Origin of the sequence: Acinetobacter sp. HA (assembly GCF_000264725.1) — a bacterium.
GTDB classification, from domain to species: domain Bacteria; phylum Pseudomonadota; class Gammaproteobacteria; order Pseudomonadales; family Moraxellaceae; genus Acinetobacter; species Acinetobacter schindleri.
This window is the reverse complement of sequence record NZ_AJXD01000098.1, coordinates 143,716-162,153: the sequence shown is the minus strand read 5'-3', so window position 1 is coordinate 162,153 and position 18,438 is coordinate 143,716. Positions and strand designations below refer to the sequence as shown.

Below are 18,438 nucleotides of genomic sequence, written 5' to 3'. Positions count from 1 at the left end.
TACAGGTATAATTGAGCTTCAGAAGAATATTTAAAAATTAAGAACCTTCTGGACTTTTAGCTTGATTTATTGAAGTAAGATTAAATACATAAATTAATTTAATAATTGATAGATATAAAAAAACGAGCCGAAGCTCGTTTTTCTTGAATCTAGTCATTAGAAACGGAAGCTTACACCCAGTTTAGCTACTGGAAGCCATTCGTATTTATCATCATTACGTACTTCATTAATGTGCTCTTCTACTAGAGCAACATCAGTTGGAGTTCCACCATAATAATTTACATTGGTAACGGTTGGATTACCGGCATAATACGCTCCTAATTCTCCAAACAAGCCCCAACGATTAGTAATTGCTGGAGAGAAACCGATACCTACATAAGGGGCAATTTTATTACTGTAATCTAGATCATAACCTAATCGCTCTAGACCTGTATCTTCACCATTTACTTCAATAGTACCGCCATCATTACGTGCTAATAAACCATATTGTTGATCAAGATACCCTACCCCAAATGCCATATAGAACCAGTTAGCCCAAGGACGAATTTCTGCATTTAAATAAGTCAAATTATTGTCCATGTCTACATCATAGTTCACATCGTCTACTTCAACATCGTCTGACCAGGAAATATCACCGCCGTTATAACCTAAAGTTACACCTACATATGGGTTAGCACTCCAGGAAATTGCACCACCATAACCGGTAGTACCGACTTCAGCACGAACGGCAGCAGGTTTAAAGAAAGAGAATTCCGCAACGCCTTCATCGGTTACAATGACTTCATCAGCTGCCATGACGGAAGTAGTTGCTGCCGTAAGTACAGACAGCGCAAAATATTTAGCAAAAGTTTTCATCTATGTCTCCTCAAAAAAATTATTTTTAACGTTTTTACTCTTCGTTATGCCTGCATCTTAATTCACAATCTGCTCACTCTTTATTCAAGTTTTGCTGAGTTTATGTAAACTTTTGATACATTTGATGCCTTTTATATGATTTTCATGAGGTTTTTTGCACAGTCATCTTAATTAGATAAAATGGAGGTTTTTTTATGAATCCAACTAAGCCTTCAGATTCATACGGGCCAGCGTCAAGGCAATATATTCACCGAACCACAGCGCAGTTTTTAAATCCCCTTCAGGTGGGGTTACTTCAACAGGTGCATTGTCAGATTGGGTCATGAGGCCCAGAAAGCTCGACATGCGATTCAAATCGGTAGTGGATCGACCTGTCGGCATTAACGGTAGACCTGACCACAACATGCCATGTTGCATCGCAAACAGATTAATCTGCTGCAAGACAGCCAGCTTGTCCCCACTTAAGCCACCACCATTGGTAAAAGCTGCTGCCAGCTTGCCTTGCCAGCTACGTGCCAGCCAGCGCTTGGACGACTGCTCCATAAATAACTTCATGGCAGAAGTCAGACTACCCATATAGGTCGGACAGCCAAATACAATTGCATCGGCAGCGTCTAGCACCTCCCAATCCACCTGTTCCACATTCATCATATGCACTTGGACACCAGTTTTTTGTGCGCCTTTGGCAATGAAGTTTGCCACTTTAGCCGTGTGTCCATAAGGACTGTGATAAACAATCGCAACAGATTGGGAAGATAGGGACATAACAATCAAAAACCAAGAATTTCAATCAAGTTTAACATTTTCATGCCATAAACACGAATGTTGCCATGCGTCCGGTTTTGGCTTCACGGCGATAAGAAAAATATTCCTCTGGCTGGCGATAAGAACACTGATCCCCGCCCAATACGGTATTTATGCCGTGTTGCTGCAAGATATAACGCGCAATCGCATACAGGTCGGCATAATATTTACCTGCCTGTTCACCGGCCTGAAATGCACTGTCCAGTTCAGGATATTTACTACAAAAAGCAGCTTTTACTTCAGCGCCAATTTCAAAACATGGCTGACTAATGGCCGCCCCGAGCCAGGCCCAGGTCGGCGGAGTTTGCATGGCAGTAACTGTATTTTCCACAATCCCACCTGCCAGCCCGCGCCAGCCTGCATGTAAATTGGCAACTTCTGTGCCATCTGCATTTCCCAGTACCACAGGTAAACAGTCTGCGGTCATCATCATCAAGGCGTGCGCTTTGCGCTGCGTCACCAGACCATCACCGATCAGCGCCTCAAATGGCATCTTCTCATTGATGGTATGACAAATCGTGCTATGGGTTTGGGTCATCCAGGTGATTTTATCCACGCCAAAAGGCTGGAAGTCTTTTAGCAACTGGATGCGATGTTTTTGCACACGCGCCGGATTGTCATTGACATGCAATGCCAGATTAAAGCCCGCCAATTCTGGCTGCTCCGATGGCTGTACCTGTTCATGATGAACACGGGTCTGCCCTACATAAACGCCTTGAGGCAAACCTTGTACAAATTGCATGTCTCTTTCCTTTTAATGACCAATGCTGGAAATGAAGAAATTAATAAGCCTTGTTTTCGCTGCGCAGTACTTCAACCAGATTGGTGAAATCTTCTGGCCACGGCGCATTAAAGGTCATTTCTTCTTTGGTCCGTGGATGTTTCAGACCTAAAGTCGCAGCATGCAGTGCCTGACGTTTAAAGCCACGCAAGGTATCTTCAAGCAACTGTGAAGCACCGGCTGGCATACGGACACGCGGCATATACACCTGATCACCCACCAGACCATAACCGATATAGCTAAAGTGCACACGGATCTGGTGAGTACGACCAGTTTCCAGACGCGCTTGAACACGGGTAAAGTGCTGGAAGCGTTCTTTCACATTGTAATGCGTGACTGCATCTTTGCCACCTGGAAGTACGGTCATTTTGACACGATCTACCGGATGACGTTTGATTGGCTCATCAATGGTACCGCCGGCAATGATGTTGCCATACACAACCAGATCATAAACGCGGTACACCGATTTTTTCTCAAGCTGACGGCTTAAAGAGAATTGCGCTTCAAGGTTTTTCGCAACGACCAGTAAACCCGAGGTATCTTTATCGATACGGTGCACCAGACCGGCACGCGCCAGTTCTGCTGATTTTGGATAATGATGCAATAAGGCATTCACCAAAGTACCAGAACTATTGCCTGCACCCGGATGTACGACCATGCCAACTGGTTTGTTGACCACAATAATGTCATCATCTTCATAGATGATATCCAGTGGAATATCTTCAGGAAGGCTGCGGGTCTGTGCTTCAAGTTCAACATTTAATGTAAGCGTTTCAAAGCCATCACATTTATATTTAGGCTTTACAGGCTGGCCATTGACCAATAAATTACCGTCTTTGATCCACTGTTTCAGCTTTTCGCGGGAAAAATCGCTCCATACGAGCGCGGCAACCTGATCGATACGCTGGCCCAGATAGGTTTCATCCACTTGAAATTGCAACGCTAAACGTGTTGCAGTTGTGTCTGAAGTATGGTTATCTGCATCCTCAGAATCTTCAAGTAAATTAAAATCAGTTTCAGGGAAATTAGAATTGGAAGATTGTGCTTGACTCATTTGCTCATTCAGACAAAAGTGGTTTAATAGTGCAATTGTAGCTCATTGCCCGTATTAACAGAGGAATTTTTATGTCGCTACCACATTATAAAATGACAATGCTTGCAATTACGTTAGGCGTTGCATCGGCAATGGTAGGCTGTAGCAGTAATCCAACAAAAAAAGACGTCGTGGATAAAGGCCCTGAAGCCAGCGAACAGGTTTATATTCAAAAAGCACAAAAAGCGCTTGATCGTCAGCAATATAGTGATGCTGCACGTCAGCTTGAAGGTCTGGAAACCTATTTCCCTACCAGTCAGTATGCAGCTCAGGCGCAACTGGATCTGATCTATGTCAAATTCCAGCAAAAGGATTTTGAAGGTGCAGTAGCATTGGCTGAACGCTTCATCCGCCTGAATCCACAACATCCAAATGTGGACTATGCCTACTATGTGCGTGGTGTAGCCAACATGGAGCAGAACTATAACGGTCTGCTGCGCTATACCAAACTGAAACAGTCACACCGCGATGTCAGCTATCTGAAAGTGGCTTATCAGAACTTCGTCGATTTCATTCGTCGCTATCCTTCAAGCGAATATGCAGTTGATGCTGCTCAACGTATGAAGTTTATTGGTCAGGAACTGGCTGAGCACGAAATGAATGCGGCGCGTTTTAATATCAAGCGTAAAGCTTACCTTGCGGCTGTTGAACGTGCGCAATGGGTGATTGAACACTACCCACAAGTGCCACAAACTCCAGAAGCTCTGGCGACCATTGCCTACGGCTATGACAAGCTCGGTGATAAAGCCACTTCACAGCAATATATCGAAGTGCTGAAACTGAACTATCCAAATCTGGTGAATGCCGATGGTACAGTGGACTTAAGTTCAGCACGCAGTGAAGGCAGTTTCTTTAACCGTGCAACCTTAGGGATCTTCGGTAAAGAAGCGCGTACCTACTCAGGTTCTGACAATATTCCGGAACCAAAACAGGAACGCAGCCTGACCAATCGCATGTCATTTGGTTTGTTAGATCGCCCTAAAAACACTGAAACTGAACAGCCTGAGCCGACTGCTGAATAAGCCGACTGTTACAGGTGCAATTTTGCAAAGGGCAAGGTATCATACTTGCCCTTTTGCCATTTCTGAGCAGCGCTTGAACAAATCGTGCAAAAGGTATACAAAGGAATTTATATAGAGCCGGCTTAATTCCTACTCTTAATTTTTCAATGATTTACACCTTATAAACGCAGCACGAGAAGCTCAGCAGACTATGGCCATTCCTCAACATACGATTGATCAGATTCTCGATCGCACCGACATTGTCGATGTGATTGGTCAATTCGTGAAATTAAAAAAAACTGGCCGTACCTATTCGGGCTGTTGCCCTTTCCATCAGGAAAAATCGCCTTCTTTCCACGTTTACCGTGACAAGCAGTATTTTCACTGTTTCGGCTGTCAGGCCAATGGGAATGCCATCCGTTTTTTAATGGACATTGGCAACCGTAATTTCATTGAAGTGATGAAAGACCTGTCCAGTCAGACCGGCATTGAATTACCTAAAGATAATCAGGAATCCAGCAAGCTTAAATATAAGCGTGAAGCCAAACCAAAACCGGTTGCTACGCCACCAGCAAAAACTGCAGATACATCTACAAATCCAGTATCCGAACAACCTGCTTATTTTGATCCATTTGCTGAAATTCAGGTACCTGAAGCCGAATTTTATACGGATGATCCTTTTGCCGCTTTTGAGCAGATGCCTGCAGCAGAAGCACAAGCGGATGGCAACTTATACGACCTGCTGGAAAATATCGCGCAGTTTTATGAGCGCCAATTACCCAACAGTCCAAGTGCCCAGCAATATTTTAAACAGCGTGGTCTAACCGCAGAAACGATTGCTTACTGGCGACTCGGTTATGCACCGGAAGACTGGCAGCACCTGGAAAAAGCTTTCCCGCAGGATATTGAAGGTCTCAAGCTCTTAGGTTTGATTCGTACCAGCGACAATGGTCGTGATTTCGACCTGCTTCGTGACCGGGTGATTTTCCCGATTCGAGATGCGAAAGGTCGCGTGGTCGGCTTTGGTGGCCGTGCGCTCAATGATGAAATCAAGCCTAAATATATCAACTCGCCGGATTCGGAAGTTTTCCATAAGAACCAGTTGCTGTATGGCCTGTATGAGGGCCGTAAGCAGAAAGCCCAAGAGTGGCTGATGGTCGAAGGCTACATGGATGTCATTGCCTTGCAACAATATGGCATTCATGGTGCTGTGGCGACACTGGGGACTGCCAGTAATACCGAACATCTGAATATCCTGTTCAAGCAGAATCATCGTATTACTATTGCCTTTGACGGTGATGCTGCCGGTCAGAAAGCGGCACGACGTACACTTGAGATTGCCCTGCCGTTACTCAATGATGGTCGTGAGCTGAAGTTCTTTGTACTGCCAAATGACCATGATCCAGATTCATTGATCCGTCGAGAAGGCATTGAAAACTTTCGCCGTCTATTAGATCAGGCTCCGCTGTTATCCGATTTTGTATTTGCTCATCTGGCCCAAAACCATGATGTGACCACACCTGAGGGTAAAAGCCAGGTCATGGCAGAGTTGCGTCAGCTAACCGAGCTATTACCAAAGCAAGGTTCTTATCGCTATCTGTTGCAACAGTTTTTCCGGGAAAAACTGGGCTTTAACCGCAAATGGCAACCCAAGGTTAATAATGACGCAAGCTTAAGCTTTAGTACTAAGATTGATGCTGAAGAATATGTAATTGCAATCTTGCTGAATCATCCCTATTTGTACATTCATTTTGAACCATTGCGTGCCTTGGTTTCACCGGACCAATTGCTCTATAAGATCTTGAATATTCTGAATGTGATTTTTGATGATCTACCAGATGATCCAGAATTGTCGACTTATTATGTACTCGGTGCCTGTGCCGCACATCACCATGAATTACAGCACATCCTGCAACATGCCAATGTCAGCGACTATACCTCTTCTCCTGAACAGGCAGACAAGCTGGCAGCTGATTTCTCGACCAAGCTGCAATATCAATGTTTAAAAAACAAGATTAAGTCGAAGAAATTTAGCAGTATTGAAGAAATGAAGAATCTGAAGTTGCAGATTTTTGAGATTGACCGGAAGCGTACGATGACACTGCTTGAAGAATAATTTTCTTATTTTAAGTTGAGTAATGGAGATCTGTAGATCTCCATTTTTTATTGGATCGAAAACATCTAGTGCTTTGGTTTACGGCGTTTTAGCATGACCTCATGCAAGGTATGCTGTACCATCTCAAAACAGCTCGGGTCTTCAGCCTTGGCGGCTTCACGCAGTACGATCGAAGTGGGATGCAGCAGCTTTTGAGTCAGACGATGTGATAAATCTACCAGTACCTCTACAGCCAGATCACCTTTGGCAATACGTTGCATGGCATGGGCCAGTTCTTCTTCACGTAACTGTTCACCATAGTCACGATAGGCATGAATAGTGTCACCTGCCAGATTTACTTTCTGTTGGGTAACCAGTTCAGTTGCCAGCTGATTGACCATTACTTCCGCTTCAACCGCCGCCTGACGACGCTGTGCCAGGTTTTCCTCAATCACGCTTTGCAGGTCATCGACACCATAGAGATAGACTCCATCCAGCTTTTCAACCTTGGCATCGATATCCCGCGGTACAGCCAGATCAACCAGTAGCATTTGCTGGTAACGGCGTTTCTTTAATGCCGCTTTGACATCAGCAAAATGGATCACCTGATGCAGACTACCGGTACAACTGGAAATGACATCAGCACGATGCAGGTTCGCTGCCAGCTGATCAAATTCAATAATTTCAACATCGACACGATGCGCGATTTCCTGTGCCAGACTTTCAGCACGTGCGCGGGTACGGTTGCAGATAATGACCTTACCGACACCCATTTCCGCCAGATGCTTGGCCACCAGGCTATTCATTTCACCTGCGGCAACAATCATGACGGTCAGTTTTTCTGGCTTGGAAAAAACCTGGATCGCCAGCTGTGCCACCGCATACCCCATCGATACGGCATGACTCCCCACTGCAGTTTCCGAACGCACACGTTTGGCTGCATAGAAGGCATATTCAAATATACGGTTGAGGTTTGGCGAAACGGTATGAGCTTCTTTAGCCAAGGATAAAGCGGTTTTTACTTGTCCCAGAATCTGCGGTTCACCTAACATCAGTGAATCCAGACCACTGGCGACACGCATCAGATGTGTAACTGCCTGAGCATTTTCATAGCGATACACATGGTTTTGCAGCTGCTTGACATCGACCCCATTTTTTTGGGCGAGCCAGTTCAGCACCATGTCGACATTGTCAGACATCGCGTAGATTTCAGTTCGATTACATGTAGACACCACCACCATGTCATTCAGCTCAGGGTGCTGGCTTTGTTCAGCAAGCAAGACACTTAATTTTTCAGGATTAAAAGCGACTTGTTCACGAAGTTCTACAGAGGCAGTTTGATGGTTGACACCCAATGCAAAGAAAGACATATCAGGTCATCATTTCACTAAATTTATGCTATTGTGCAACATCGGTGTCATAAAAAGCATTACTTGGATCAAGAAAAAATTGCGATATATCAACAGCCGTGGTCACGGCCATACAATTAAGCAATATTCTACCACATTCTTACTTGTGGGTAGCATGGCTTCCACTGCCCAGCTTCAGGCAGCAGGAACAGTTTACCATGCCAACCCAAATTATGAAGCAATAAAACAGAGTATGATCGCCGAGTTTGCTTTAGCTTCCAATGACATTCCAACTGCACTACATAACTATACTGTACTGGCCATCAAGAGCAATTCCACCACAGTAAAACAGCGTGCCTTGAATGTTGCTTTGGAACATGATGATCTGCGTGCAGCCCTTGATATTTCGACACATTGGGTAGTTCAGGAACCACAAGATGTCCCAGCAATGTTCTATCTGGCGCATATCGCCTTAAAAGCCCACGAATATGAACTGGCAGCAGAAACCTTAGATAAAATTCTACAGATTGATGACAGTGCCGATCTGGAAGAAATTCTTGCAGGAATCGTCCCAACAGATACTGAAGATCGAAATTATCTGATACAGGCACTCAGTTCCAGCAAAGCCAAAAATAACCCCTCTATTCTTGTCCTGGTCGCAGGACTGGAAGCCCAGAATGGTCAGTTTGAACAGGCACTGCTGACCATTAATCGTGCTCTAAAGAAGCGTCCCAGATCTACGGGCTATATTCTGCTGAAGGCCAATCTGTTACAGGCCTTAGATGACCAGGAACAGACCTTAAAATGGTATGAAAAAGCCAGCAACAAAAACCGCAACAATATCGAAGTGCGCCTGGCTGAAGTCAAATACCTGATCAAGCTCAATGAAACTAGATTAGCCCTGCAAAAACTGGAAACTATTCTAAAAAAATGGCCTACGCATGAAGAGGCCTTATTTATTGCAGGCCTGACCAGTATTGACCTTGAAGAGTACGACAAAGCAGAAAAATATCTGGTCGAACTGCGCTACTCAGATCAGTATCAGAATGAAGCTTATTATTATTTGGCGATCAATGCCGAGCGTAAGCAGCATTATGAAACTGCCAAGGCCTATTACCGTCTGGTGGATGGCAGCCTGTATACCGTTTCCAGGCGTAACATGATCTCTATCTTCAGCAAGCAGGAAAAACTGACAGATGCCCTGCGTTTCCTGACCCAGGAACGGGTTAATTATCCACAACATGCCAGTTTCCTGTATCTGGCTCAGGCGGACATCTTAAAGAAGATGGACAACAAGAAAGCTGCCCTGCGTCTACTGGAGGAAGCCAGTAACAACCTGCCAGATGATCCAGAACTGGTCTATGCTCAAGTACTATTGTTAGATCCACATCAGGATTGTCTTCTGCTCGATCAGTTGCTGAAACGCTTACTGGACATTGAACCGAATAATCCAGCTTATTTGAATGCCTATGCCTATACACTGGCAATGCAGAACCGTCGTCTGGAAGAAGCCCGTCGTTATGTCGAGCAGGCCCTGGAATATGCTCCTGAACAAGCCTCAATTTTAGACACCTTCGGCTTTATCTGCTATCAGCAGAATGACTTTGCTAATGCTGCTCTAGCTTGGGAAAAAGCCTACAACCTGAATCCGAGCGCAAAAATTGGCGTACGACTGGCTCGCTCACTGTACATGAACGGTGATATTGAACAATTCCAACAAGTCTTTAAACAATTACAACAAAATTATCCGGATGATCCTGAATTAAAGCAGCTTCATTCGTTATTGTTATCACCACCGATAAAAACGAGTTAATTCTATTATGCCTAAGCTTAGCCAGCTGGCCTGTTGCTTCCTTGCATCAGGCACTTTGATTCTGACCGGTTGTCAGCAGATTGCGCAACCTAAACAACCTGCTACTGCATCAATTCCAACTGCTGAAAATGAATTCCAGCTCCAAGGCAAGATTGGTGTGCGTACCCCACAACAAAGTGGCAGTGCCTTCTTCACCTGGGCACAGCAGCAGGAACAATTTGATATTGAACTGACGGGTATTCTGGGCGTAGGCAAAACCCAGATCACTGGCCAACCTGGTCAAGTTTCGTTGAATAGCGCCAAAACAGGTCTGATTAAAGCTGCTACACCAGAAGAGCTACTGCAACGTGCAACTGGCTGGCAGGCACCGATTACCCATCTGGTCGATTGGGTACAGGCTCGTCCTGCGACCAGCAATGCCCAATTGCAAAAAGATGATACTCAACGCATCAGCCAAATTATTGAAGATGGCTGGACCGTGGATCTCAGTTATGCAGCACAGGCACGTCTGCCAAACCGCCTGATTTTAAAACAGACACTTGGGAATGGCGGTGAAAACCGTATTACAATGGTGATTCAAAATCGTTAATGCATTTGATTGAAACTTAACCATGATTCGTGTTCCCTCGCCTTCTAAACTGAATTTGTTTCTCCACATTACGGGTTGCCGACCAGATGGTTATCATGAGCTGCAAAGTATTTTTCAGCTGATTGATTTGTGCGACTGGCTGGAGTTTGAGCAAACTGCAGATAAACAGATTCAGATTGAAGGGCTGGCATCTGTCGATCTGGAACAAAACCTGATCTATCGTGCGATTCAGGTGCTTAAACCTTATGCAAAAGCTTATTCGGGTCTAAAAATCCGTCTGGAAAAAAATATTCCGATGGGTGCTGGACTGGGTGGTGGTTCATCGAATGCTGCCACCACTTTAATTGTCGTGAACCAGCTTTGGGATTGTGGGCTAACAATTGAGCAGTTAGCTGAACTGGGTGTCAAGCTTGGTGCCGACGTGCCGATTTTTGTTTATGGCCGAAATGCATGGGCAGAAGGCATCGGTGAACACTTAACATTCATTGACTTAGATCAAAAACAGTTCATTGTGCTCAAACCTGACTGTTTTATCAGCACTCAACTGCTTTTTTCACAAAAAACGTTGACAAGAGACACGAAGAGCTCTAAATTTTGCGCCTATCAGATAACGCCATCTGATTTCGGAAATAACTTTGAGCCACTGGCAAGAAGCTTATATCCTGAAGTCGATGAAGCAATGCAGTATCTCGACCAGTTCGGTGTTGCAAAGCTTACAGGTACAGGTGCCTGCGTGTTTATCGAAGTAACTGAAAAGATGAATGTAACCAACATTCTTGAAAATGCACCATGTAAAGCTTACCTGGTGAATAGTTTACAAGAATCACCATTACGTCATTTTAAGGTTTGTTAGGGGTATCGCCAAGTGGTAAGGCAGCGGGTTTTGATCTCGCCATCCGTTGGTTCGAATCCAGCTACCCCTGCCATTTTTCACCTGTAGATGTACTGTAGTAGGGGCGTCGCCAAGTGGTAAGGCAGCGGGTTTTGATCTCGCCATCCGTTGGTTCGAATCCAGCCGCCCCTGCCATCTTACAGTCATCAAATTAGGGGCGTCGCCAAGTGGTAAGGCAGCGGGTTTTGATCTCGCCATCCGTTGGTTCGAATCCAGCCGCCCCTGCCATTTTCTCAAAAAAGACAGGACATGGTTTTGCAGTAAGAGTGTTAATTTACCTTGACACAATAGCGCAAAAATATTAAAGTTCTGCCGCATTAGGGGTATCGCCAAGTGGTAAGGCACCGGGTTTTGATCCCGGCATTCGTTGGTTCGAATCCAGCTACCCCTGCCATCTACTTCCATACATACCAACCGCCAAGGGTGCTTCATGCCCAATCTTGTCGTTTTTAGTGGAACCGCGCATCCACAATTCGCTCAAAAAGTCGTAAGTCACTTACATATTCCTCTAGGTGCTGCATCTGTTTCTACCTTTTCTGATGGTGAAATTGCTGTAGAAATCACTGAGAATGTACGTGGTAAAGACGTATTTATCGTACAACCTACTTGTGCCCCAACGAACGACAACCTAATGGAAGTCCTCGTGATGGCTGACGCGCTGCGTCGTGCAAGTGCTGGTCGTATTACCGCCGTTATTCCTTACTTCGGTTATGCCCGTCAAGACCGTCGTCCTCGTTCTAGCCGTGTACCAATTACCGCAAAAGTTGTTGCAGATATGCTGACGACTGTGGGTATTGACCGTGTAGTGATGATCGACCTTCATGCTGACCAAATCCAAGGCTTCTTCGATATCCCTGTAGACAACATCTACGGTACTCCAGCATTGCTTGCTGACTTACGTCAACAACAGCATCATAACCTGATGGTTGTTTCTCCTGACGTGGGGGGTGTAGTACGTGCTCGTGCTGTTGCGAAACAGATGGGTGATATCGACCTGGCAATCATCGATAAACGTCGTCAAAAAGCGAATGAATCACAAGTGATGCATTTGATTGGTGATGTAAAAGATCGTGACTGTGTCATTGTTGATGACATGGTGGATACAGCGGGTACGCTTTGCAAAGCAGCTGATGCATTGAAAACTTTTGGTGCTCGTAAAGTGGTGGCTTATGCAACTCACCCGGTACTGTCTGGTAAAGCGATTGAAAATCTTAAAAATTCTGTAATCGACGAATTGGTTGTAACTGATACCATTCCGCTTTCAGAAGAAGCTTTAGCTCTTGGTAAGATTCGCCAGGTTTCAGTAGCAAGCATGGTTGCTGAAACAATTCGTCGTATTAACAACGAAGAATCTATTAGCGCAATGTTCGATTCTTATCTATAATATAGCGCTGAATTTCCAAAGCCCTGCCATTTGGCGGGGCTTTCTATCACCGGATCGGTCGCAGGTCCGGTTCATTTAAAACTTAAATAGGATGTCTATCATGGCAAACTTCGTATTAAACGCAGAAGCACGTGAAGTAGCACAACAAGGGAAAGGTTCGAGCCGCCGCCTTCGTCATGCTGCTAAAGTTCCAGCGATCATCTACGGTGGCGAAGCTGCTCCTGTAGCTGTTACTCTTGAACTTCGTGAGCTTGTTAAAGCTTTAGAAAGCAATGCTTTCTTCGAAGAAGTTGTTGAAATCAACATCGACGGCAAAACTGAAAGCGTTAAAATCCAAGCGCTTCAACGTCACCCAGCTAAAAACACACCTATGCACGCTGACTTCAAACGCGCATAAGTGTTGATGGTGTAAATTAGTGTCAAATATTTCACTGATTGTAGGTTTGGGCAACCCAGGTTCTGAGTATGCCCAGACCCGCCATAATGCAGGCTTCTGGTTCGTAGAACGCCTTGCCAAACAATATGGCATTTCCCTCAAAAAAGACCCAAAATTCAATGGATTTAGCGGTCGTGGTAATATCGAAGGCCAAGACGTTCGTCTACTTCTTCCAACAACATTCATGAATCTTGTCGGTAAAAGTGTTGTTCCCTTTGCCAAATTCTATAATATCGCTCCTGAGTCAATCCTGATCGCACATGATGAGCTGGATATGAATCCAGGAATCATTCGCCTGAAAACTGGCGGTGGTCATGGTGGTCACAATGGTTTGCGCGATATCGTGCCGCACATCGGTCCGAACTTCCATCGCTTACGTATCGGTATTGGTCACCCAGGTTCTAAGGAACGCGTGTCCAGTCATGTACTGAGTAAGGCACCGAGCAGTGAGCAGACTTTAATGGATGACGCGATTGCACATGCCATGAATCGCATCAAGATGCTGGTCAATGGTGAAGTACAACAGGCCATGAACCAAATCAATGCCTATAAACCAAACTGATCATTCTATAAATTGTTGAATAATCTTTCTTGCCATCTTACGCATTTCAGAGCAAAATGCGTTTGCTCGATTGTTCACCATACAGCAAGCAAGATTGATTTAACCAAATGATCAAACTCTTAGGTCAACTCAGGGGACGCTAGCCATGCTATCTCGTTTATTAAAATGCAAAATTCACCGTGCTCACGTTACACATGCAGAACTACACTATGAAGGTTCATGTGCAATTGATGGCGTTTTGATGGATTTGGCTGGCATTCGTGAATACGAAGAAATTCATGTGTGGAACGTGACCAATGGTAAACGTTTTGCAACTTATGCAATTCGTGGCGAAGACAATTCAGGCATCATTTCAGTGAATGGTGGTGCTGCGCATCAGGCTGATGTTGGTGATATCGTAATTATTGCTACATTCGGTGATTTCACTGAAGCTGAAGCAAATGCCCACAAACCACGCCTTGTCTATGCAAATCCAGACAACACGGTGAACCACACAGCGAACTGTATTCCTGTGCAAGTAGCTTAAGTCCAAGATTTTAAAAAGCCCGCAATATGCGGGCTTTTTTATTGAAAAATACTTCTAAAAATAAACCTTAATTAACTGCCCTGTACCCAGTCTTTTTGGCTTTCGCAATTTAAAGCTCGCAGATTCTGATCTACCAGATTCGCCAATAAAGCCTGTCCATTATCTTTAACTTTAATCTCGGCATATTTTGCGTTGTGATAGCATGGCTCCAATCCTTCTGCAAACAGAAAGCTATTCGCTGCCGGATATAAATTGGCCAATCGGTTGGAAGGATTTTTTAGAAGCAAACGCGCGGAAGTTCCCTGATGAGTTTTTAAAAGATTTTCATCCAAGCTGGTTTGAATCACACGATGCTGATCATCTAGCTGCACATAGCTTAAAAGATGTGTCTGATCCTGAATACGCTTTTCTAAGGCTGCAATTTTCTTATCCGCTAAACCACCCTCTTCTCCACGGTCAGCTTCAGCATCACCCTCGAAATGCAGCTCATAATTCAGTGCCATATAATCGCCTTGCAAGATTGAGCGCGGATCGACCGGAGCAAGCTCAACAAAGATGGACTGGCTGTTCGCTAAATGATGTTCATGTTTGAGGATCAGCCCCACAAAGATCAGAATACTGAATCCGGCCAGAATCAGAGGAAGAAACTTTTTCATGCAGTTTCCTCCTGACCAGATCTAATCCTTACCTGCTTTAAGCCATAGACCATGCACCAAACCATGAGACCTGAGATGAAAATCGTGAGGCTCTTTACCAGGAAACTCAGCCCCAGATTGTAATACAGCATCCATAACCAAAAGATCAGCAATAAAATCGATAGGGCTTGAATCATTCGTTGCTGATAGACTACAGCCCAAGCCATGAGCAGCATAATGATAAAAATTTCAAAATAGCCCAACAGGATCAGTAATAAACCCAGAACCGGAATTAACCACAGCCATTTTTCAGAAAATTGTTGCCAGTTTTGCCAAATAAAACTGAACAACAATAAGCTCGGAAGAATATAAAACAGCAGAATTTGGTCAAAGCTGATCTGTCCGATGCTCTGCCAGTGCTCTAATCCGGTTACCGCCTGAACCACCGCTGAACCTGTCAGCATGGCAATCATCCAGAGAAAGATACTTTTCTGATAATGCGAAGATTGCCAATAATGAGCTGTTAGGAATAGTCCGATGAAAATGACATAGTTCAAGCTGGGTATGATACTGATCACGATATCATCATGTTTAAAAGAATTTTCTAAGATCAGAACCACGATTGCTAATGCATGGGTAATCAGCAGCTGCAGGGTCAAAATAGACCAGTGCATCCGTTTGATGATAGTAAGCCCCAGTATTAATAATTGCAGCAGCAAGACTACAACCATACTGTCGGTGAGCAGTTCTGTATGAATTAAAACTGCTGCCTGACCACAGATCCATAAGCAATAGGCAAACTGGCGCATAAAAACTGAAAGCTGCTGACCCTGCAGTTTCCAGGCGATGCCTATAAAGATGATCCCCATTAAGATTGAAAATGCTTCCCAGTAAGTCAGTAACAGGACTGCAAGAATAATCCCGGAAATCCAGGCACCGAGTGCCAGAGGAATCACGGAGAATTTGGTTTGTGGAAAAATTCTATTTAAAGCAAAACTGATTAAGGCAAACCAGCCAAAAATCAGCACAGCCAGCATAAATAGCCCAGCAGCTGAATTGGTCAGTTGATTTTCAACCAGTTCAAATACCCATAAGCTCACACTGGCAGCCAAACCTGCAATGAGAAGAATGGCTTCTAGCGCCTGATGTTTCCTATAAAAATAAAATGCGGCACCTGTCGGTAAAACAACTGAAGAAGCTAAATAGATCAGCTTAAAGTGATGGGTAAACTGCATCATGCTGCTGATCGAAATCACGATCACAAATGTGATAAACAGAAAACGTAGCAGCGAGTAATAGCGCATGGCATACGCAAAGCTAAGTGCTGTCAGCAAATTTAGACCAAGCAAATACAACCCTTCTGCTCTTCCCATCCAGAAGCTCTGTTTAAAATACAGATACAACATCAGCTGGCTCACTACGCAAAGCATGACAAAAATGCCAATATTGAAGCGATAGAGCCATGGTAGGAGCAAGGCTGACCAGAGCAGAAATAACAGATAACTATCTGCGCCAGTTTGATAAATCTGCCCAATCACTGCCAGACTTAAACCCAGCATGAGACCAGATACCGTATCCAGACTCTGTCTCACCCATTCCTGCTGGTCGAAGTAAATACTTGCTGCTGCACTACAGAATAAAATCAGCATCGGGATTGCCAGCTGAACCGGATCCGGTAGCATCCACCAGTTCGCTGCCATTAAATACAGCAAACTGACCGTGATGAGTGCCAAGCCCAAGATTTTTAAATAACGTAGTACTTCTACATTGCAGAACAGCAAGGGCGAAAATTGATTATTTCGAATCAGCTCAGTTTTATGCATTGTTAGAATGATTGAAGGATTTCTAATCTTCCTCACACCATAGCATGTTTCCAGTATTTTGCTAAAAACTTGGGTAATTCAGATTATCTGTTTTGTTTATCTAAAATTCTGCAAATTACTTTCCATTTCAACCATCCCATTTTTTTAAAATCAGGACTATAATGATCCTACATCGCTTCAGGGCGGGGTGTGATTCCCCACCGGTGGTAATTTCAGCTTGTTATAATCAGGCTTGAATCAGCCCACGAGCGGTCAATTTCGATTGATCTGCAGATCTGGTGCAAATCCAGAGCCGACGGTATAGTCCGGATGAAAGAAGACGAAAGCAGCACCAAGGCTGTATGCCGTGCATACACCTGTTTTTGCTATAAGCCTATTTTCACTCAGTCCTGAAATGTTCAATCATATTTTTAGTTTAGGTGAGCATTTCAATGTCAAGTTTGATTCAACCCGAAATTTTCTTTTCTGCTTTAGCCCCTGCTGAACAACGTATCCTTCAGGCACTCGAAGATCTCCGCCAAGGCAAACCTGTCCTGGTCATGGATGATTTTGACCGTGAAAATGAAGCCGATCTGATTGTGGCAGCTGAAACTTTAACTGTAGAAACCATGGCGCGTATGATTCGTGATGGTTCAGGCATCGTTTGCTTATGTCTGACTGATGAGCTGGCAAATCATTTAGAGTTGCCACCAATGGTACAAGATAACTCTAGTCAGTTTAAAACTGCCTTTACTGTAAGTATCGAAGCAGCAGAGGGTGTAACAACCGGTGTTTCTGCCAAAGACCGCACGACTACAATTAAAACAGCGATTAAAGACGGGGCAGTTGCCAGTGATCTGAATCGTCCTGGTCATGTATTCCCATTACGCGCCCGTGAAGGTGGTGTCTTAACCCGGCGTGGTCATACTGAAGGTACTATTGACCTTGCGCGTCTGGCTGGTTTAAAACCTGCCGGCGTGTTGTGTGAACTGACTAATCCGGATGGCAGCATGGCTTCTGGTATTCAGGTTCTGTCATATGCACAGACGCATCAACTAATCGTAATTACTATTGACGAACTGGTAAAGTATCGCCAGCAACACAATATATAAGTCTATTTAAAAAGAAAATCCCGGCATTTGGTTCGGGATTTTTTGTGTCATGTATATTGATTGAATTAACTGAAGATGGAATAAATTCCATACAGTGCAACCATTAACAAGATCAAGCCGCATAGCCCCAGTAAATGCGGATAAAGCTGAGACCGAGATAATCGCTGAAACCCCAGATACACCAGTGACAGGGTGAGGAAATCCAGAACAATCCAGCTGATTGTCAGAATCACCAAGCTTAAATCGAGGTTTGGGCTAATGCCTATAAATTGCGGAAAAAAGGCGGCAAAGAAAATAATATCCTTGGGATTAGAAATACCTACCAGAAAACCGGTACGAAAGCCGCCCTGTACAGGCTGCAGGCTTTGTGGTCCAGTTGATCCCTGCCCTTGCCAGACTTCCCTGAAAATCTGAATTCCCAGCCAGGCAATATACAAACAGCCAAGTAGCTTAATGCCATTCAGCCAATTTTCGTTAACAACCAGAAGACCTTTTAGACTGAGAATGGATAAACCAATCAGAACCAGTGAGGCAAAGTTAGTCCCGAAAATAGTCTGCAAGGCATGCTTATAGCCGCCTTTGAGCCCGGCACTAGCGACCAGTAACATTACTGGCCCGGGTGTCGCGATCATGATTACTACGGCCAGACAATACAGCAGATATTCGGTAATATTCACCCCATTCCTCCTTGTCTAATATAGTCAGTATA

18 protein-coding genes, 4 tRNA genes and 1 riboswitch are annotated in these 18,438 nt (G+C 44.4%); of the genes, 14 read left to right on the top strand and 8 right to left on the bottom strand.

All coding sequences use genetic code 11. The annotated features are described in order from the left end of the window. Positions 1–156 precede the first annotated feature (156 nt). The 4 genes from carO to rluD all read right to left on the bottom strand — a co-directional run bounded on the left by carO (position 157) and on the right by rluD (position 3,494). Positions 157–855, bottom strand: a complete 699-nt coding sequence (gene carO, locus HADU_RS14935) for an ornithine uptake porin CarO (protein WP_008307621.1) — start codon at positions 853–855, stop codon at positions 157–159. A gap of 204 nt (positions 856–1,059) precedes the next feature. Further along, entirely contained in the window at positions 1,060–1,620 is a 561-nt protein-coding gene (locus HADU_RS14930) for a flavodoxin family protein (protein ID WP_008307619.1), read from the bottom strand. Between the two features lie 40 nt (positions 1,621–1,660). Then, positions 1,661–2,401: a peptidoglycan editing factor PgeF gene (gene pgeF / locus HADU_RS14925; protein ID WP_008307617.1), complete on the bottom strand. Its 741-nt coding sequence runs from the start codon at positions 2,399–2,401 to the stop codon at positions 1,661–1,663. Positions 2,402–2,441: 40 nt separating this feature from the next. Then, positions 2,442–3,494: a 23S rRNA pseudouridine(1911/1915/1917) synthase RluD gene (rluD, locus tag HADU_RS14920; protein WP_008307615.1), complete on the bottom strand. Its 1,053-nt coding sequence runs from the start codon at positions 3,492–3,494 to the stop codon at positions 2,442–2,444. A 71-nt stretch (positions 3,495–3,565) separates the two neighbouring features. Here rluD and HADU_RS14915 point away from each other — a divergent pair, with 71 nt between their 5' ends. Together HADU_RS14915 and HADU_RS14910 are read left to right on the top strand one after the other, a co-directional pair. Continuing rightward, on the top strand, positions 3,566–4,555 hold the full coding sequence (locus HADU_RS14915; protein WP_004814916.1) for an outer membrane protein assembly factor BamD: 990 nt from the start codon (positions 3,566–3,568) through the stop codon (positions 4,553–4,555). Positions 4,556–4,745: 190 nt separating this feature from the next. Further along, positions 4,746–6,650, top strand: coding sequence for a DNA primase (locus HADU_RS14910; protein ID WP_008307613.1), 1,905 nt, complete (start codon positions 4,746–4,748; stop codon positions 6,648–6,650). Between the two features lie 65 nt (positions 6,651–6,715). On the opposite strand, the gene hemA is transcribed toward HADU_RS14910, so the two are convergent. Continuing rightward, on the bottom strand, positions 6,716–7,999 hold the full coding sequence (gene hemA, locus HADU_RS14905; RefSeq protein WP_008307612.1) for a glutamyl-tRNA reductase: 1,284 nt from the start codon (positions 7,997–7,999) through the stop codon (positions 6,716–6,718). 79 nt (positions 8,000–8,078) lie between these two features. Here hemA and HADU_RS14900 point away from each other — a divergent pair, with 79 nt between their 5' ends. The 11 genes from HADU_RS14900 (at position 8,079) to panD (ending at position 14,180) form a co-directional block, all read left to right on the top strand. Beyond that, the gene (locus HADU_RS14900) at positions 8,079–9,791 is read left to right on the top strand and encodes a tetratricopeptide repeat protein (RefSeq protein WP_005222911.1); all 1,713 of its coding nucleotides are present in this window, start codon (positions 8,079–8,081) and stop codon (positions 9,789–9,791) included. Between the two features lie 7 nt (positions 9,792–9,798). Further along, a complete protein-coding gene (gene lolB, locus HADU_RS14895; protein ID WP_008307608.1) occupies positions 9,799–10,380 on the top strand; it encodes a lipoprotein insertase outer membrane protein LolB in 582 nt (193 codons plus the stop codon). A 22-nt stretch (positions 10,381–10,402) separates the two neighbouring features. Next, positions 10,403–11,233, top strand: coding sequence for a 4-(cytidine 5'-diphospho)-2-C-methyl-D-erythritol kinase (ispE, locus tag HADU_RS14890; protein ID WP_008307607.1), 831 nt, complete (start codon positions 10,403–10,405; stop codon positions 11,231–11,233). Beyond that, positions 11,232–11,306: transfer RNA gene (locus HADU_RS14885), tRNA-Gln, on the top strand. The genes ispE and HADU_RS14885 overlap by 2 nt, the downstream gene beginning before the upstream one ends. A gap of 26 nt (positions 11,307–11,332) precedes the next feature. After that, positions 11,333–11,407, top strand: a tRNA-Gln gene (locus HADU_RS14880). A gap of 18 nt (positions 11,408–11,425) precedes the next feature. Next, positions 11,426–11,500: transfer RNA gene (locus HADU_RS14875), tRNA-Gln, on the top strand. Positions 11,501–11,591: 91 nt separating this feature from the next. Beyond that, positions 11,592–11,666, top strand: a tRNA-Gln gene (locus HADU_RS14870). A gap of 36 nt (positions 11,667–11,702) precedes the next feature. Further along, complete coding sequence (locus HADU_RS14865; protein ID WP_008307606.1) at positions 11,703–12,656, top strand: ribose-phosphate pyrophosphokinase; 954 nt, start codon at positions 11,703–11,705, stop codon at positions 12,654–12,656. Positions 12,657–12,756: 100 nt separating this feature from the next. After that, a complete protein-coding gene (gene rplY, locus HADU_RS14860) occupies positions 12,757–13,053 on the top strand; it encodes a 50S ribosomal protein L25 (RefSeq protein WP_004814908.1) in 297 nt (98 codons plus the stop codon). Positions 13,054–13,072: 19 nt separating this feature from the next. Then, entirely contained in the window at positions 13,073–13,654 is a 582-nt protein-coding gene (pth, locus tag HADU_RS14855; protein WP_008307605.1) for an aminoacyl-tRNA hydrolase, read from the top strand. A 145-nt stretch (positions 13,655–13,799) separates the two neighbouring features. Next, the gene (panD, locus tag HADU_RS14850) at positions 13,800–14,180 is read left to right on the top strand and encodes an aspartate 1-decarboxylase (protein ID WP_008307603.1); all 381 of its coding nucleotides are present in this window, start codon (positions 13,800–13,802) and stop codon (positions 14,178–14,180) included. Positions 14,181–14,251: 71 nt separating this feature from the next. Here panD and HADU_RS14845 read toward each other — a convergent pair whose 3' ends face one another. Beyond that, positions 14,252–14,836 (bottom strand): GDYXXLXY domain-containing protein, encoded by a 585-nt coding sequence (locus HADU_RS14845; RefSeq protein ID WP_008307601.1) that lies wholly within the window; start codon positions 14,834–14,836, stop codon positions 14,252–14,254. Then, on the bottom strand, positions 14,833–16,638 hold the full coding sequence (locus tag HADU_RS14840; protein WP_005222921.1) for a DUF2157 domain-containing protein: 1,806 nt from the start codon (positions 16,636–16,638) through the stop codon (positions 14,833–14,835). The genes HADU_RS14845 and HADU_RS14840 overlap by 4 nt, the downstream gene beginning before the upstream one ends. A gap of 170 nt (positions 16,639–16,808) precedes the next feature. Beyond that, positions 16,809–16,963: riboswitch (FMN riboswitch) on the top strand. Between the two features lie 106 nt (positions 16,964–17,069). Between HADU_RS14840 and ribB the strand changes: the two genes are divergently transcribed. Continuing rightward, complete coding sequence (gene ribB / locus HADU_RS14835; RefSeq protein WP_004814903.1) at positions 17,070–17,729, top strand: 3,4-dihydroxy-2-butanone-4-phosphate synthase; 660 nt, start codon at positions 17,070–17,072, stop codon at positions 17,727–17,729. 65 nt (positions 17,730–17,794) lie between these two features. On the opposite strand, the gene HADU_RS14830 is transcribed toward ribB, so the two are convergent. Next, entirely contained in the window at positions 17,795–18,406 is a 612-nt protein-coding gene (locus HADU_RS14830) for a LysE family translocator (protein WP_005222924.1), read from the bottom strand. Positions 18,407–18,438: the final 32 nt, after the last annotated feature.

Excerpts from the sequence above, each read along its gene's own strand:
- HADU_RS14845 (WP_008307601.1), bottom strand. The coding sequence starts at position 14,836 with ATGAAAAAGTTTCTTCCTCTGATTCTGGCCGGATTCAGTATTCTGATC.
- HADU_RS14915 (WP_004814916.1), top strand. The coding sequence starts at position 3,566 with ATGTCGCTACCACATTATAAAATGACAATGCTTGCAATTACGTTAGGC.
- carO (WP_008307621.1), bottom strand. The coding sequence starts at position 855 with ATGAAAACTTTTGCTAAATATTTTGCGCTGTCTGTACTTACGGCAGCA.
- ispE (WP_008307607.1), top strand. The coding sequence starts at position 10,403 with ATGATTCGTGTTCCCTCGCCTTCTAAACTGAATTTGTTTCTCCACATT.
- rplY (WP_004814908.1), top strand. The coding sequence starts at position 12,757 with ATGGCAAACTTCGTATTAAACGCAGAAGCACGTGAAGTAGCACAACAA.
- HADU_RS14930 (WP_008307619.1), bottom strand. The coding sequence starts at position 1,620 with ATGTCCCTATCTTCCCAATCTGTTGCGATTGTTTATCACAGTCCTTAT.
- hemA (WP_008307612.1), bottom strand. The coding sequence starts at position 7,999 with ATGTCTTTCTTTGCATTGGGTGTCAACCATCAAACTGCCTCTGTAGAA.
- rluD (WP_008307615.1), bottom strand. The coding sequence starts at position 3,494 with ATGAGTCAAGCACAATCTTCCAATTCTAATTTCCCTGAAACTGATTTT.
- panD (WP_008307603.1), top strand. The coding sequence starts at position 13,800 with ATGCTATCTCGTTTATTAAAATGCAAAATTCACCGTGCTCACGTTACA.
- HADU_RS14910 (WP_008307613.1), top strand. The coding sequence starts at position 4,746 with ATGGCCATTCCTCAACATACGATTGATCAGATTCTCGATCGCACCGAC.
- pgeF (WP_008307617.1), bottom strand. The coding sequence starts at position 2,401 with ATGCAATTTGTACAAGGTTTGCCTCAAGGCGTTTATGTAGGGCAGACC.
- ribB (WP_004814903.1), top strand. The coding sequence starts at position 17,070 with ATGTCAAGTTTGATTCAACCCGAAATTTTCTTTTCTGCTTTAGCCCCT.
- HADU_RS14840 (WP_005222921.1), bottom strand. The coding sequence starts at position 16,638 with ATGCATAAAACTGAGCTGATTCGAAATAATCAATTTTCGCCCTTGCTG.
- HADU_RS14865 (WP_008307606.1), top strand. The coding sequence starts at position 11,703 with ATGCCCAATCTTGTCGTTTTTAGTGGAACCGCGCATCCACAATTCGCT.
- lolB (WP_008307608.1), top strand. The coding sequence starts at position 9,799 with ATGCCTAAGCTTAGCCAGCTGGCCTGTTGCTTCCTTGCATCAGGCACT.